Here is a 16,445-nt window from a genome sequence, read left to right as displayed (position 1 = left end):
GTTAAAGTTTGTTTTTTTTCTTATTTTATAAAACCTTTTTAATGCTTGTATTATGTAATAGCCGTTATTATAGTACATTTGACTTAAAGAAAACTCAAAAGGTACTTAAAAAATACTTAAAAATAATAGGATATAAGTAATTGAAAATTACTTTGTTGTGGAAAAGTAGTGTGTGATTTAAAAAAATGTACAAAGTTGAGGGATTGAAGAAATGAAAGTAGATCGTTTACTCACGATGACAATGATTTTAATTAATCGTAAAAAAGTAAAAGCACAGGAATTAGCCGAGTTATTTGACGTATCTGTTCGAACCATTTATCGGGATGTCGAAACCCTAAGCTGTGCGGGGGTTCCAATCTTAAGCCAACAAGGGGTTAATGGCGGAATAAGTTTAATGGAAGGCTATCGAATGGATAAACAAGTATTAACAAAAGAAGAGCTAACCTCTCTTTCAATTGCTCTTAAAAGTGCTTTAACCTCCTATGAGGATGCCCATGCTAAAGCTGTTTTAGAAAAGTTAACAGGCGTAGCAGATGAGCAAGTAAAACAATCAATTGATCATTTTTTTATTGACCTTAGTCCATGGGGACAAAATATACTATTAAAAGAACAAATCACATTATTGAAAAATGCAATCGAGAGCGAGCGTTGTGTAAGCTTCTTGTATTCGACTACGTATGGTACGATGACCAATCGAATAATAGAGCCGCACACTTTAGTCCAAAAAGGCAAGATGTGGTATATTTACGGCTATTGCACATTAAGAAACGGTTTTCGTCTATTCAAAATATCAAGAATGAAACAAATGAAAGAGGAGCAACGCAGCTTTGAACGAAAGGAAGTACATTTATCTGACCTTCCGTGGGATAAAGCATGGCAACAACCAGAAAATTTAGTAGAACTCACACTGTCATTTGATGCACAGATTTTAACATTGATAGAAGAAACATTTGGGGTGGAACAGATAGATTATGAAAGGTCCATCGTGCATGTTGCATTGCCGGAAGATGAATGGCTCTATGGCTTTTTGCTGAGCTTTGGTAATCGAATAAAGCTTCTTGACCCACCTTATTTAGTTGATATCGTGCAAAAACGGGCACAAGAAATCGTCGAAATATATACAGCAAACAATAGGTAAAATCATTGTTGTCCATTCAATAGATGACATACAGATGTCAAGTTTGCTTTGTTATAGTAATAACAAATTAAACGAAGGGTGGACGTAAACTATGCAAAGTTATTGCCAAAGCTGTGGGATGCCATTAGTGCATGAAAAATTATTTGGAACAGAAAAAGAGGGGCAAGTTTGTCGGGACTATTGCACATATTGTTACGAATTAGGAGCGTTTAAACAGCCGAATGTAACGATCCATGAAATGATTGACATATGTGTACCTCATTTAAAGGAAGAAGGGATGGCAGAAGAAGAAGCACGACAAATGTTAGCTTCCTTTTTACCACGTTTAAAAAGATGGAGAACAGATACTGGAAAACAACCTGTGATGAAAGAAAAACAAAGCTTTCATATCGCTGGGATTTCAGCAAAAACGAATAATGCGAACGAAATCACAGCACAAGCGAAAATACCACAATTATGGACCACTTATTACCAGCAAGATATTGCAGGCCAACTACCAAGTCCACAAAATAATGTCGGCATGTATGGGCTGTATTCAGATTACGAAACAGATGTGAACGGAGAATATACACTCACGCTTGGAGTGGAGGTATCGGCTGACGTTGAAGTTCCAACAGGTATGGTCATAAAAACAATTCCCGCATCAAAATATTTAGTGTTCACCTCAGAAAAAGGGCTAATGCCTGATATTGTAATACAGGCTTGGCAAGATATTTGGGCTTGGTTTGCCAATACTACGGAAGTAGAACGAACGTATAGTGGAGACTTTGAATTGTATGATGAACGATGTGCCCAGCCTCATGAGGCACAGGTGGATATTTATATTGCAATTAAGTAAATACAATAAAAGCGAGTGACATAATACAACAAAGCCAGTACCTACCATCAAATGGTAGGTGACTGGCTTTTGCTTGTTGGAGGTAGTTCTTCGATATGTGGTTCAATATGCACAAGCACCTGACAAAAGCGGTTTTCGCGCATAATGGTATGTTCAATTTCCTCTGTAATACGATGACTTTCAAAGACGTTTAAATAAGGATCGACAGTCACTGTTACATCGATAAAGTACATATTCCCATGCGCACGCCCTTTGAAATCTAAAAGCTCAATAACGCCACTAACATTGCGAATTAATACCGATAATGTCTCGACTTCATCAATATCAAAGGCATCAGTAAGACTTTGAACCGCTTCCCAAAATATTTCTACAGCAGTTTTAATTATTAGAAAAGCTACAACAAGGGCTGTTAATGTATCAATAATCGGAAAGCCAAAAATTGCTCCGAATATCCCGATGGCTGTGCCGATACTGACCAGCGCATCCGAGCGATTATCATAGGCAGCAGCTTTTACAGCCGCACTTCGTATTTTTTTTGCCAGTGCTAAATTATAACGATAGACAACATACATGACGGCTGCACTTCCGATTGCCACAAATGCTGTTAACAAAGATGGTGTTGTGCCAGATGGCTCCCATAGTCCTTGTAAAGAAGCAATTAAAACTTGTAAGCCGACGATTAGCATAATAAATGAGGCAACGAGTGACGCAACAGTTTCAGCTCGTAAATGACCATATTGGTGATTTGAATCTGGTGGTCTTTGAGCAATGCGTAAGCCGATTAAAACGGCAATGGATGCGATGATATCCGTTGTATTGTTTAATCCATCTGCTTTTAAAGCTTCTGATGTTCCGATATAGCCAATTGTTAGTTTTACTGAGCTCAGTATTAAGTAAGTGGCAATTGATAGCCAAGCTCCTTTTTCCCCTTGACGTAAATTTGTATAGAGCTCCATTTTGTTTCCTCCTCGCAAAACTTTCGGGCATTATAAAACGACCCCCTTATATGAAAGGGAGTCGTTTTGCATTTTTATTTATCGTCTTTCGATTCTTCGATTTCATTTGTTAAATCAAGTTCAGGTAATTTCAGAACTTCTAAGTATAATATGTGGTGACCATCTAATTCTTTTGCTGTAAATTCATAACCTTGCTCTTCAATGCTATCACCTTCGATTGCATCAAAACGCTTTGTCATGAACCAACCACCAATCGTATCGATATCATCATCTTCTATGTCAGTACCTAGCATATCATTGACATTTTCTAGTAGCATTTTTGCATCTAAAATAAAATGATTTTCTGCAATTTCCTGTACTTCTGGAATTTCATCTTCATCAAACTCATCTTGAATATCCCCGACAATTTCCTCGATAATATCTTCAATGGTTACAAGACCTGATGTACCACCATACTCATCCATTAAAATAGCCATATGAATACGTTCACGTTGAATCTTGAGTAACAATCCGTTAATTTGCGTAGTTTCCATCACGCGAATAATCGGTTGCATATAGTCAATTACTAGTTTATCGCCATTTGCAGGATCTTTAATATAAGCAGTTAATAAGTGCTTCATATTCACTAATCCAATAATATGGTCTTTATCCCCGTCGATAATTGGATAACGAGTATATTGCTCCACACCCATTAAATCAAATACTTCTTTAATCGTAAGTTCTTTCTCAATTCCGACGATTTCAGTACGTGGCACCATGATTTCTTTTGCAAGACGATCTGAGAACTCGAAGATACTGTTAACATATTCATATTCTGCGTTATTAATTTCTCCACCTTTTAAACTATCTGACAAAATCATGCGCAATTCTTCTTCAGTATGTGCAACTTCTGATTCTGACATCATTTTAAGACCGAATAGACCTGTTAAACCACGTGCAGAGCCATTCAATAATTTAATGATTGGATAAGTAATGTTGTGGAATAAAATTAATGCACCAGAAAAGTGTAATGTTACAAATTCTGCTTTTTGGATGGCTAAAGTTTTTGGCGCCAATTCCCCAATAACTACATGCATAAACGTTACGATTGAGAATGCAAGTATAAATGAAAGGATAGATGTTATGCTACCGCTCAGATTTAGAAACTCGAACACTGGATGTAAAATGATTTCAAATGTAGGCTCACCTAGCCAACCCAGTCCAAGTGCTGTAATGGTAATACCTAATTGACATGCAGATAAGTATTCGTCTAAATCCGATACAACACGTTTTGCATTTTTCGCTTTTTTATGTCCTTCTGCGAGTAATTGATCGATGCGGGTAGTTCTCACTTTTACGATTGCAAATTCAGTTGCAACGAAAAATCCTGTCATTATAATTAGTAGGGCGAATGCCGCCAACCTAATGGTTATTTCCAATATGTCTCCGTCCAAATAATTCCTTTGTCCCCGCCCAAATGAGGGAAGTAAACAAAGTGTACACCTCCTATGATTTAAAAAATTGTTGGATGTTTTAATCATAAGTTATTTGTAACTAAAACACAAATATTGACAACGACTTTTTTATACTATTTTAAGATGGATTTGCTAATAAAGAAAACGGATACTTTCAGATGACAAATGATTGAAAATCAATAGGCATTATGCTAACTTTAAATGGAGCAAGGATAGTTTGTTTAGAGAAAGAAGCATTTGCATCTCATATAAAACGACACGTCAAAAATCTCAAGAGAGCTTTACTTGCGGATTTTTTTAAATGAATTATTTTAATATGCAACAAAAAAAGGTTGTCTCATATGAGGCAACCTTTTTTGCGCGAACGAGAAGCACATAAATGGACACTTTTGTAATATGTATTTCTAAATAGGGCAATCATTTTTTACTGTTGGAAGCGCAACTTTAGACAAGCCTTTTCCACATCATGAACAGATTCTTTTAAAGGGATCGCGTCTAAGTATGTGGAGATGGTGATAGGAGCCTTTTCGGTTAGTCCTTGTTGTGTTAGGACATAATGTTTCCCATTGTAAGATAAGTATAGATGTTTAATGGAACGTTTTCCTAGTGCACTAGGAGATTCGAAAATAGCTTTTAGCTGGCTACAATACTCACTGTAAAAATTACTACTATATCCAGATAGTGCTTCGAATTTTTTACTATCGATTGAACTGGACTCATCGACTAACTCGAAAATTTTTGCGGAAAATTCCGAAAAAAGTTCCTTTACTTTAGCACGAATTAACGCTTTTGAATTATAGTTATTTAAGTCATCAGAAAGTGCGACTTTACTCATTGAAATAGCCTCCTGCATATAAAACATTTAGAATTAAATTCATTTATTAAATGTATAAGAAAAATACAGGAATATCAATATAAACAGACACTTTTCGTATAATAGCAGTGGTTTTAATAGTAAAAATTAGGCGTTTTTAATTATGCAAAGGCAAAAAAATATTGGTTTTTTTAGTCATAAATATGGAAGAGCATTAACTCATGAATCATTTTTTTAACATCTTCTTCATGTGGAGGAATAGGACCAATCCATTGGATGACGCCATCCTTTAAATATTCTGCCGCGTAACGTTCACGTTGATAGAAAAAGGAAATGGCCCATCCAGGAAGCTGTGTATTTTCAAATAAAGGTTTAAAGCTAAAATGCTGAATCATATACAAACCCCATTTCTAATGATATGTATTTAATATTATTCAAGGATAGTGGTAATATTGCAACTAAACAATATCGGATGATGTTTTGATAGGAACAATTATGCTTTGTCGTAATAAAATGGAGGGTATTTCTTTCGTTGGATTTCATTGCTCTGCTATAATGAGTGCAGTAGGCGACAAATTACGCCAAATGTGAATACGATTGAAATGAGAGGATGCTAATGGACAATTTTTTAGTGACATTATTATTTATGGCAATTATCGGCGCCGCAATCGGTGGTATAACAAATCATCTAGCGATTAAAATGCTTTTTCGACCGCACGAAGCAATTTATATTAAAAATTGGCGTGTACCATTTACACCGGGTCTTATTCCAAAAAGACGTGATGAACTAGCGAAACAATTAGGTCTTACCGTTGTAAATTATTTATTAACACCTGAGACGTTTAGAAAGAAATTTTTCTCTAAAGATATTCAAGATAAAGTTGAACAATTTGCACAAGTAAAAGTTGAAGAGACATTTTTCACGAACGATAAAACCATTCAGGACTGGCTAGATTTAGCTGGCTTCTCTGATATGCCTGCCACTATTGAACAAAAAGTTGAACGAATTGTAGCGGGACAATTTGAATCAGTAAAGAATACATTATCCACGAGATCAATTCGTACACTGTTATCGGAGGACATCCAAAATACGATTGATGCTAAAATTCCATTAGCAGTGGGACATATTTTAGAGAAGGGTGAGGAGTATTTTTTATCACCCGCAGGCGAGATGACGATAAAAGCAATGATTGATGACTTTTTATCGTCAAAAGGGTCACTTGGCGGTATGATTAATATGTTTTTAGGGGATTCCTCCTCACTTGTCGGCAAAGTACAACGCGAGCTTGTAAAGTTTTTACAAGCCCCAGGGACAACATCGCTGCTGACAAACATTTTTACACAAGAATGGGAAAAGTTAAAAGACCGACCGGCTATGGATTATTTAGGGGATATTGACTTTGAACCGATATTGGCAAATTTACAAAGCTATGTAAAAGATCAATTAGCAGTAGCAGAACGCTTACAGCATTCTATTTCTTATTATTGGCCAACAGGTAGTTCTTGGATGAGGGAAACGGTAATACCTCAAGTAATTGATAAAGCATTTGTTAGAGCGGAAGAGAAATTAGAAGATGTACTAAAACGTTTAAATTTACAAGAAGTAGTTCGTGAACAAGTGGATTCGTTCCCAGTATCGAAACTAGAAGAGCTTGTACTTGGTATTTCCAAGCGTGAATTTAAAATGATTACAGTGCTAGGTGCAGTTCTTGGTGGTTTAATTGGTATTGTGCAAGGTTTAATTGTTTACTTGATTTAGAAAGGGGAAATAAGAATGGTTAATATTTATAATGAAATTAATGCTTTGGAGGCTACTTTCCGTAAAACAGAGGAATTTAAAGCATTGGAAGCAGCAGTCGCTGTAGTGAAGGCAGATGAAGATGCGATAAAGTTATTCCAAAACTTCCGTAAAATTCAGGTGGATTTACAGAAGAAACAAATGGCTGGTGAGGATTTACAAGAAGATGAACTGATTTATGCACAAAAAACTGCTCAGCTTGCGCAACAAAATGAGAAAATTGTAGCGATGCTTGAGGCAGAGATGAAGCTAAGTGGTGTAATCGAAGAAGTAAATCGCATTTTAGTAAAACCGATACAATCGTTGTATGAAGGCATGTAAGTAAGTCAAAAACTATAGTAGCTGAAAATAGTTGTCGATAGACTGTTACATGTTGCGACGAATAAATAAACGGTTATTTGCACATATAACAGTAAGTAGGAAAACGTGTCTCGGCTATTCGAGACACGTTTTCACTTTAGTTAACCGTAGCTTATATTATGGAGGGATTGTCATGCATGTTTTAATTGAATGGGCTTATAAAACACCAAAGGGTGCGGGAACAGTATTAAGGTCAGAGGAAATGCGGGCAGCACAAGCTTTATTGTTGGCAGAAGATATGGAACGTACTGGACGTGTCAAATCACTACAATTTATTGACCGACAGAATACGAACTGGTCTATCAAGGAGCTCAAGGCTTATTTAAAAGAAGTTGAAACAGAACCTCATAACATTACTGTTTATTTTGATGGAGGCTTTGACCGTGCAACGAGACAATCTGGTCTTGGTTGTGCCATTTATTATGAGCAAAATGGTAAGCCATATAGGTTAAGAAAAAATGCATTTTCTGCTGAACTGAAATCAAATAATGAGGCAGAATATGCCGCGCTATATTTAGGTTTAGTAGAGCTTGAATTATTAAATGCTCATCATCTACCGATACAGATTGTAGGTGATTCGCAAGTAGTTATTAATCAGCTAACTGGCGAGTGGCCAGCTTTGGAAAAGGATTTGTCAGATTGGGCGGATAAGATCGATGCAAAACTAAGCGAGCTTGGCCTACAAGCAAACTATCAACTAATTTCCAGAAAAGAAAATACTGAAACGGACAGATTGGCTACACAAGCATTAAACGGTATTGATATTACAGGGTTGAGTGAAATGATAAAGGAATAATACACGAACGTGAGGTGTCAAACTAATGATAGCTCCTAAGACTGAAGATAAGGTCAAAGAAATTTGAAATTGTCTTCAGTCTTTTTATTGACCATACATATTAGATTTCATGATGTTTTGCGGTAGGAGTCTTTGTGCTTACTTGTCCTATATGAGCTGTTTATTTGTTATATACTTCGGATACTTTTTGGCGAATTGCTGTAAAGTTTGCTTGAAAGGAAATGTATGCATAAAGTTATGAGCTAAACGTAATTCATCAGAATAGAGAAGGGTATGGCGAAAATGTTGTTGAATAAAGTTTCGGGCGTGTTTATAATGCTCGTTGATAGAGATAGCCCCGTACATTTCTTGTTGATTGATAAGATAAATCAAATCACAAAGAACTTTTTGCCCACGATATTTCAGTAAGATGGTTACATACAAAGTCTTTTCATCACAGCGTTGTAAATCAAAATGATGGAAAGCTACTTCTAATTGCTCAATGAAGTTAGAAACAGGAGAATACTTGCCTTTAACTAAAACCACTATCAACACCACCTTTTTTAAATTATAAGTAATATTATTTTATATGTCTATCATTAGACGGAATATTCTGTCATTATGGCAGTTTTGCTTATCATGAATAAAATTTGTTAAACTATTGAGGCAATCCATTTATTGAACAGAGTACACTGGAATATTGAAAGAAGAGAGCGAATACGATGAAAATTATTCAAATAGATCAAAAGTATCCTGAAGATTGGATTCGCGTTTTAAATCATATTGCGAATTTATTTTTTGAGGATTCGAAGTTGAGTACAAATGCACAAGAAGCGGAGATGTCAGTTGCATTCAGTTACCGCGTTGATGCTAATTTTACTGTCTATACAAGCGCGGTATTAGAGGTTGATGATAAACGCTATACAAATGATTACCATATTGAATATGCGACAGAAGCTGTTGGACGTGAGCAAAATATTCGTATGAAACGTGCATTATCGCATGTATTTTTAGATGTGCTTGAGCAACATACGGGGATGCATCAACAATGGGGTATTTTAACAGGTGTCCGTCCTACAAAGCTCTATCACAAATTCCGTAAAGCTGGTATGGATGACGCAGCGATTGCGGAAGTGTTAATTCGTGATTTTCGATTGTCAGAGGAAAAGGTAGCATTGTTGAAAAACATTGTTGAACGACAGTTAGTTACAATTCCTGACTTAGACCATATCGGGAAAGAGATTAGCGTTTATATTGGCATTCCGTTCTGCCCAACCAAATGCGCTTATTGTACCTTCCCAGCCTATGCAATTGGTAGTAACCGTAAGCAAGGGCGTGTGACCACGTTTTTAGATGGACTACACATCGAATTACGTGAAATGGGTAAATGGCTGACAGAAAATAACATGAAAATAACTTCTATTTATTGGGGCGGGGGTACACCCACTTCAATCGAAGCACATGAAATGGATGCATTATATCAAACGATGTATGACTCTTTCCCACATCCTGAAACGATTCGTGAGGTAACAGTTGAAGCCGGTCGTCCGGATACGATTACACCAGAAAAATTAGCTGTTTTAAAAAAATGGGGCATTGATCGAATTAGTGTTAATCCGCAGTCTTATACAGATGAAACACTAAAGGCAATTGGACGTCATCATACGGTACAAGAAACGGTTGATAAGTTTTGGTTAGCACGTGAATCCGGTATGAATAATATTAATATGGATTTAATTATTGGCTTGCCGAATGAAGGGACAGAGGAGTTCCGACATTCTTTAGAGGAATCAGCAAAAATGCAACCAGAGTCGTTAACTGTGCACACGCTATCCTTTAAACGTGCTTCAGAAATGACGCGTAATAAAGATAAATATAAAGTAGCTGATCGTGATACGGTAGCAGAAATGATGCAGATGGCACAAGTGTGGACGAAGGAAAATGATTATGTTCCCTATTATCTATACCGTCAAAAAAATATTTTAGGTAATTTAGAAAATGTAGGCTATAGTAAAGCAGGCGAAGAAAGCATTTATAATATTGTCATTATGGAGGAAGTGCAGACGATTTTAGGGATTGGCTGTGGAGCATCTTCTAAATTTGTTCACCCTGAGTCAGGGAAGATTACACAGTTCCATAATCCAAAAGATCCGGCGGCTTATATTATGACGTTTGAAGAAGCCATAGGTAAAAAAATCGAGCTATTAAATGATTTATATCATGCATAAAGAGCAAAGTGTTAGATTGATTGTGAGAATCTAACACTTTTGCTGTTTTAATGTCTACGAATCGCCACAAAGGCAGGACAAATCGCCACACAACTTTCCTCTAGCTTTTGAATTTATTGTCATTATACTAATTTGTAAGCGCTTAACATTTGGTATTCTATAGGATTATCTGACTGCTAACAACGAGGTAAATATGAACAGAGTGGGGGTATAAGATGAAAGTCATTATTTGTCCAGATTCTTATAAAGGTACTTTATCTGCATTTGAAGTTGCAAAGGCAATGCAGGCAGGGGTCTTGGATGTAGATCAAGCAATTGAGACAGTTATTTTACCAGTAGCGGATGGAGGAGAGGGTACATTAGAATCACTTATTGCTTCAACGGGCGGGAGATATATTTCAGCAAGTGTACTTGATCCGCTAGGCAGAATGATTAAAGCAAACTATGGAGTGCTTGGGGATGAAGAAACCTGTGTTATTGAGATGGCACAAGCTTCGGGTATTATGCTGTTGAAGGATAGCGAAAAAAATCCTGAGCTAGCATCAACATATGGCACAGGGCAGTTAATTAAGGCTGCATTGGATAAAGGTTTTCGTCAGTTTATTATCGGTATTGGTGGCAGTGCAACAAACGATGCTGGTATCGGTCTATTACAGGCACTTGGGCTGCAATTTAGGAAAGGTGATGGTTCATCCATTGCTAATGGCGTGTCGGGATTACTAGATTTAGCATCCATTGATAGTAGTCAACTCGATGTACGGTTGTCTGAGGCAACATTTACTATTGCCTGTGATGTGGATAATCCTTTGATTGGAGAGCGCGGAGCTACAGCAATTTTTGGTCCGCAAAAGGGTGTAAAAGAGCATGAAATTGCTTTATTCGATGAGTGTTTAAAACGATTTGCAGATATTGTGGAAAGACAATTTCACATTCGTTTACACGATTATAAAGGAGCTGGTGCGGCAGGAGGTGTTGGTGGCGCATTAATGGCCTTTTTAAATGGCACTTTCCAAGCAGGCATAGATATTGTGTTAGAGGCAGTACAGTTAAAAAGGCATTTGATAGGCGCTCAAATAGTTATTACTGGTGAGGGCAAATCGGATCGTCAAACATTACATGGAAAGGCGCCATTGGGGGTAGCGCTAGCTGCAAAATCAACAAATGCTCATGTTGTGCTATTGTCTGGTGCTGTTGATGAAAAGGATAAGCCTGCTTTGCTTGAGTTTTTTACCGTTGTGGAAACACTAGTAGATGAATCCACTACTGTTGTGCAGGCAATGCAAGAACCATATCGTTTCATTCGCATGAAAACAAAACAACTAGTAGCGCATTACGTGAAAAATTGAGTGCCGGTCACGCAAACAATTATGATGTTTGTAGGAGCGAGAACTTGCTCAAAAAGCTATGCTAACTATTTTGAAAATATGCTAAAATAAGCGATATGAATGCTTTTTGTTCAAGTAGAAAAGAAGCTAGGAGCTGACACTATGTCAATTAATACAATTATTTTTGATTTGGATGATACGTTGTTATGGGACAAAAAATCTGTTAAAACAGCTTTTGAAAAAACATGTGAATATGCAGCGACAATACATAATGTGGATTCAGCAGCATTAGAGGAAGCCGTACGCAAAGAAGCACGTGCACTTTATGAAGGCTACGAAACATATGATTATACAGTATTAATCGGTATTAACCCTTTTGAAGGGCTTTGGGGAACATTTGATGACCCTACTGATTCTTTTCAAAAAATGAAAAAACTTGTGCCAGGTTATCGTACTGAAGCATGGACAAAGGGTTTAGCGGCACTTGGTATTGACGATGCAAAGTTAGGTGCTGAACTAGGAGAACGCTTTGTAGCCGAACGCAAAGTTTCACCTTTTTTATATGAAGATACTTTTACCGTTTTAGATGAACTAAAAGGCAAATATCAACTGATATTACTAACGAACGGTGCACCAAGTTTACAAAATTTAAAACTTGAAATTACACCTGAAATCGCACCGTACTTCGACCATATCATTATTTCTGGTGATTTTGGTAAAGGAAAACCAGATGCCTCTATTTTTGAGCATGTGATGGAAACGGCGGGCATTACTGCTAGCGATGCTATTATGGTTGGCGATAACTTAAATACGGATATTTTAGGCTCTTCTCGCGTGGGTATGCGCAATGTCTGGATTAACCGTGAAAACAACGAACTAACTGGGAATGTAACACCAACCTTTGAGGTAGATTCGTTAACAGCCCTATTAAAGCTTGTACAAGAGCTTTAATATCTTTACTATTTTTTAAGTACTGATTCTTAAATGGTCAGTACTTTTTTTATGCAAACATATTGCTGTCTAGTAATTTAAATTGTCTGAAAACTAAAAATATACTATGATTGTTAGTAAACTTAAACACTTTAAATCTTCGAATTATCGATCTGGCAACGCTTTTGTGCTCTTCTTTGTTTAATGTCAAGAAAACGCTTACTTATTCGTCTGGGAAATCGTAGTAGTAAGGGAAGATGTGTAGACAGTAAAAACATGATGGGAGAAAACAGCATGTTTATGGGGGTGCCTATTCATGAAAGCAAATCGTTTAGTGTTTGAAAATGCTATAGATATTAATCCACGCTCAGGCATTATAAAATTCAATGGGAATCGAATGATTTTAAAGTCAGCTGAAGCGCTTGGCTTTTTTAGACGTGACATTATTCAAACTTTGAATATGGAGCGTGCAAAAGGTTTTTTATTACGATATGGCTGGGCGTGTGGCTACAGTGCTGGTGGCTCTATCGAGAAAATGTACAACTGGAAAGAGTTAAAAGAGTTAATTAGGGCTGGTGCTGCCATTCATACATTAGAGGGCGTTGTCAGTGTACAAATTGATGTATTGGAAATAACTAATGATAAGTTCGAAATGGAAGGGAAATGGTTTCATTCTTACGAGGCAGAGGAACATGTCCGCCATTTTGGTTTTAGTGATGAAAGTGTTTGTTGGACATTAATCGGTTATGTAGCAGGCTTTTTAGCCAAAACGTATCCAAAAGAGATTGTCGTTTTTGAGGAAAAATGCCGGGGGAAATGTGATGATTATTGTAAATTTGTTGTACGGACAAAGGAGCACGCTACTGAAGAACAGTTGGAAATATTACGATACTTTCAAGATACTTCGTTAGCTGATGAATTAGATAATACATTTAATGAGTTAAAAAGTCTCAATAATTCCATTGTGCATTCAGACACTATTCATAAACAAATGACACATGCAATGCTTGAAGGATATACATTAAACCAGCTGTTATACCTGTTAAGTGATGCGTTACAATGCAGTGTAACTGTGGAACGAAGATACTTAATGAAACCAATTGGTTACTATTTTATGCATGAGGACGATGAACGTCTTTATATAGAAGCGAGTCGTAAGAAAAAAGAGTTTCGCCATGAATATGATATTATGACGATGAAAAAACAATTGGGTACATTGGTAATTTTAAGTCACAAAGCATTAACACGTGAACAGGAAATGATTATTGAACGCGCTGTAACGGTTTTTTCGATTTACTTATATACACAAATACAAATCGCACAATCGCAGTGGAAGAAAAAATCGGATTTTTTAGATGAAGTTATGAGTCAACAATCTCCCTCTGAGGAGCTTATTAAAAAAGCACGAAATATTTTTTATTTTGATCCGAGTAAAAATAATCGTGTTATCGTTATAACAATGGAACAGGAAGAACCCGAAATAGTGCATAGCTTTTTAGCTACTGAGTATTTAAATGTGGAGTGCTTTATTAAAAACCAGGAAGTACTGCTTATTCTTGAAGATTGCAAGAAAGATGTTCAATATATGTCGAATTTCCTTAGTAGTTTATCGAAAAGGGTAATGGAGCGCTTTAAGCAAGCAACTTTCCAAATTGGCGTAGGAAAAAATGCAGAGAAGTTAGAAGAAATCGGGAATAGCTATAACGATGCGAAATTAATATGCCAATTTTTACGTTACGCAGCCCCACAACAGACACAAGCGGCCATTTATGAAAACTTCCAGCATATTATGTTATTTTTAAAAACGACAAATCCAAGAGAGCTTTTACAGTTTTATAAAGAGGTACTTGGTCAGTTATTGGAATATGATGAGCAAAATCATGCAACACTTGTCCATACGTTAGAAGTCTTTTTAAACCATAGCGGTAACGTCAATCAAACTGCAAAAGCTTTGAATCTATCAATCCCTGGTTTTCGTTATCGTATGGAAAAAATTGAATCATTATTGCAGGAAGACATGCGTACAGGGGATGGTCGTTTTCGCTGTCATTTAGCGTTAAAAATTTATTATGCAATTAAAACTTTAGAAAATGAAAAATGAGAAAAGTCAGCGATTTTGCTGACTTTTTCTAGTTTATACGAAAATTTCTTTCAAATTTTAAAGAAAAAAAAGAGAAGACTATACTTTTTGTTAATTATCAAAAAATTCAAAAAGTATTAAATTGAAATAGACATGTCAAACAAGAAAAAAGATTTGTAGGAGGGAAGGGAATGGTTGTTCAACAAAGTACGAAGCCATTGACAGGGCAGGAATATTTAGAAAGTTTAAAGGATGGTCGGGAAATTTGGTTACATGGTGAACGTGTGAAGGATGTCACGACACATCCAGCTTTTCGAAATTCAGCACGATCGATTTCACGTTTATATGATGCCATGCATGACCCGCAATACAAAGATATTTTAACTTGTGAAACGGATACGGGGAGCGGGGGGTATACACATAAGTACTTCCGAGCAGCACGGAGCGCAGATGATTTAATTCAAGGGCGAGACGCAATTGTTGCTTGGGCAAAACTCACTTATGGACAAATGGGACGCACACCAGATTATAAAGCATCCTTCCTTGCAACGCTCGGAGGAAATCCCGAATACTATTCACCTTTTCAAGAAAATGCAAAGCGTTGGTATAAAGAGTCACAAGAGCGCAATTGGTTTTTCAATCATGCCATTGTCAATCCACCAGTGGATCGCCATAAAGACGTGCATGAAGTCGGCGATGTATTTATTCAAGTAGAGCGTGAAACAGATAAGGGCTTAATCGTTAGTGGTTCGAAAATGGTGGCTACTGGCTCTGCAATCACAAACTACAATTTCGTTGGTACGTATGGTTTACCTATCAAAGATAAAAAATTTGCGGTGGTTTTTATTGCACCTATGGATGCTCCAGGAGTGAAGCTTATAAGCCGTGCTTCATATGAAATGACGTCAGCGATTATGGGAAGTCCGTTCGATTACCCATTAAGTAGTCGCTTCGATGAAAATGACGCCGTACTTGTATTCGAACAAGCGCTTATTCCATGGGAAAATATTTTAATTTATGAAGATATGCAGAAGACGACTTCATTCTTTGTAGAAAGCGGTTTCATTAATCGTTTTACGTTCCAAGGTGTCACACGCTTAGCGGTGAAATTAGATTTTATTATTGGTGTCTTGCTAAAGGCATTAAAGACAGCAGGTACGGATCAATTCCGAGGTGTCCAAGTGCATATTGGCGAAATTATGGCGTGGCGTCATATGTTCTGGTCATTAAGTGATGCGATGGCGCTGAATCCAGAGAAAAAAGAGAATGGTATTGTCATTCCAAATTTAAATGGTGGATTAGCCTATCGTGTATTTTTGCAGGAAGGCTGGCCGAAGATTAAAGGCATTATACAGCAAATCGTAGCAGGAAATTTAATTGTACAGCCTTCCAGTGCAAGGGACTTTTTAAATGAGGAATTCCGTCCAACATTGGATAAGCTTTATCGTGGTTCAAATGGTATTGAGGCTCTTGAAAAAATTAAAACAATCAAGCTACTGTGGGATGCGATTGGTACAGAATTCGGTGGTCGAAGTGAGCTATATGAACGGAATTACGCTGGAAACCATGAAGACATAAGGTTACAAACGTTGTTTGGTGCACAGGGAAGCGGGAAAACAGACGAGTTTATCGCTTTTGCAGAGCAATGTATGGCTGATTATGATTTAACCGGTTGGACAGACCCAACTTGGGTAAATCCGGATGATGTGAATTACTTTACAAATAAATAAAAAATCAGGGGGAATGATG

At 36.9% G+C, this 16,445-nt stretch carries 15 protein-coding genes; 10 read left to right on the top strand and 5 right to left on the bottom strand.

From position 1 onward, the window contains the following. Nucleotides 1-211: 211 nt before the first annotated feature. Nucleotides 212-1,138: a helix-turn-helix transcriptional regulator gene (locus T479_RS18870; protein WP_024362326.1), complete on the top strand. Its 927-nt coding sequence runs from the start codon at nucleotides 212-214 to the stop codon at nucleotides 1,136-1,138. Between the two features lie 91 nt (nucleotides 1,139-1,229). Continuing rightward, nucleotides 1,230-1,976, top strand: a complete 747-nt coding sequence (locus tag T479_RS18865; protein WP_025220529.1) for an effector binding domain-containing protein — start codon at nucleotides 1,230-1,232, stop codon at nucleotides 1,974-1,976. Between the two features lie 47 nt (nucleotides 1,977-2,023). Here T479_RS18865 and T479_RS18860 read toward each other — a convergent pair whose 3' ends face one another. The 4 genes from T479_RS18860 to T479_RS18845 all read right to left on the bottom strand — a co-directional run bounded on the left by T479_RS18860 (nucleotide 2,024) and on the right by T479_RS18845 (nucleotide 5,595). Then, nucleotides 2,024-2,932, bottom strand: coding sequence for a cation diffusion facilitator family transporter (locus T479_RS18860; RefSeq protein ID WP_024362324.1), 909 nt, complete (start codon nucleotides 2,930-2,932; stop codon nucleotides 2,024-2,026). 74 nt (nucleotides 2,933-3,006) lie between these two features. Then, nucleotides 3,007-4,350 (bottom strand): hemolysin family protein, encoded by a 1,344-nt coding sequence (locus T479_RS18855; protein ID WP_255313809.1) that lies wholly within the window; start codon nucleotides 4,348-4,350, stop codon nucleotides 3,007-3,009. Between the two features lie 460 nt (nucleotides 4,351-4,810). Then, nucleotides 4,811-5,221 carry a hypothetical protein gene (locus T479_RS18850; protein WP_024362322.1) on the bottom strand — a complete coding sequence of 137 codons (411 nt, stop codon included), beginning with the start codon at nucleotides 5,219-5,221 and terminating at the stop codon, nucleotides 4,811-4,813. A gap of 170 nt (nucleotides 5,222-5,391) precedes the next feature. Then, nucleotides 5,392-5,595 (bottom strand): YheE family protein, encoded by a 204-nt coding sequence (locus T479_RS18845; protein WP_024362321.1) that lies wholly within the window; start codon nucleotides 5,593-5,595, stop codon nucleotides 5,392-5,394. 221 nt (nucleotides 5,596-5,816) lie between these two features. Here T479_RS18845 and T479_RS18840 point away from each other — a divergent pair, with 221 nt between their 5' ends. The 3 genes from T479_RS18840 to T479_RS18830 all read left to right on the top strand — a co-directional run bounded on the left by T479_RS18840 (nucleotide 5,817) and on the right by T479_RS18830 (nucleotide 8,154). Further along, nucleotides 5,817-6,959 carry a DUF445 domain-containing protein gene (locus T479_RS18840; RefSeq protein ID WP_025220528.1) on the top strand — a complete coding sequence of 381 codons (1,143 nt, stop codon included), beginning with the start codon at nucleotides 5,817-5,819 and terminating at the stop codon, nucleotides 6,957-6,959. A gap of 15 nt (nucleotides 6,960-6,974) precedes the next feature. Next, nucleotides 6,975-7,319 (top strand): YlbF family regulator, encoded by a 345-nt coding sequence (locus tag T479_RS18835; protein ID WP_024362319.1) that lies wholly within the window; start codon nucleotides 6,975-6,977, stop codon nucleotides 7,317-7,319. 172 nt (nucleotides 7,320-7,491) lie between these two features. After that, nucleotides 7,492-8,154 (top strand): ribonuclease H family protein, encoded by a 663-nt coding sequence (locus tag T479_RS18830; protein ID WP_025220527.1) that lies wholly within the window; start codon nucleotides 7,492-7,494, stop codon nucleotides 8,152-8,154. Nucleotides 8,155-8,301: 147 nt separating this feature from the next. On the opposite strand, the gene T479_RS18825 is transcribed toward T479_RS18830, so the two are convergent. Next, the gene (locus tag T479_RS18825; protein WP_025220526.1) at nucleotides 8,302-8,679 is read right to left on the bottom strand and encodes a hypothetical protein; all 378 of its coding nucleotides are present in this window, start codon (nucleotides 8,677-8,679) and stop codon (nucleotides 8,302-8,304) included. 176 nt (nucleotides 8,680-8,855) lie between these two features. Between T479_RS18825 and T479_RS18820 the strand changes: the two genes are divergently transcribed. The 5 genes from T479_RS18820 to T479_RS18800 all read left to right on the top strand — a co-directional run bounded on the left by T479_RS18820 (nucleotide 8,856) and on the right by T479_RS18800 (nucleotide 16,426). Further along, on the top strand, nucleotides 8,856-10,361 hold the full coding sequence (locus T479_RS18820) for a coproporphyrinogen III oxidase (RefSeq protein WP_025220525.1): 1,506 nt from the start codon (nucleotides 8,856-8,858) through the stop codon (nucleotides 10,359-10,361). Between the two features lie 215 nt (nucleotides 10,362-10,576). After that, a complete protein-coding gene (locus T479_RS18815; protein WP_025220524.1) occupies nucleotides 10,577-11,707 on the top strand; it encodes a glycerate kinase in 1,131 nt (376 codons plus the stop codon). Nucleotides 11,708-11,848: 141 nt separating this feature from the next. Next, nucleotides 11,849-12,637, top strand: coding sequence for an HAD family hydrolase (locus T479_RS18810; protein ID WP_024362314.1), 789 nt, complete (start codon nucleotides 11,849-11,851; stop codon nucleotides 12,635-12,637). Nucleotides 12,638-12,932: 295 nt separating this feature from the next. Beyond that, on the top strand, nucleotides 12,933-14,717 hold the full coding sequence (locus T479_RS18805; protein ID WP_025220523.1) for a XylR N-terminal domain-containing protein: 1,785 nt from the start codon (nucleotides 12,933-12,935) through the stop codon (nucleotides 14,715-14,717). A 170-nt stretch (nucleotides 14,718-14,887) separates the two neighbouring features. Continuing rightward, nucleotides 14,888-16,426 (top strand): 4-hydroxyphenylacetate 3-hydroxylase N-terminal domain-containing protein, encoded by a 1,539-nt coding sequence (locus T479_RS18800; RefSeq protein WP_024362312.1) that lies wholly within the window; start codon nucleotides 14,888-14,890, stop codon nucleotides 16,424-16,426. The last annotated feature ends 19 nt before the right edge of the window (nucleotides 16,427-16,445 follow it).

This window comes from Lysinibacillus sphaericus (genome assembly GCF_000600105.1).
In the GTDB taxonomy this organism is placed as follows: Bacteria; Bacillota; Bacilli; order Bacillales_A; family Planococcaceae; genus Lysinibacillus; species Lysinibacillus sphaericus.
Note: the sequence above shows the minus strand (reverse complement) of the source record. Positions and strands in the feature narration are given on the sequence as shown.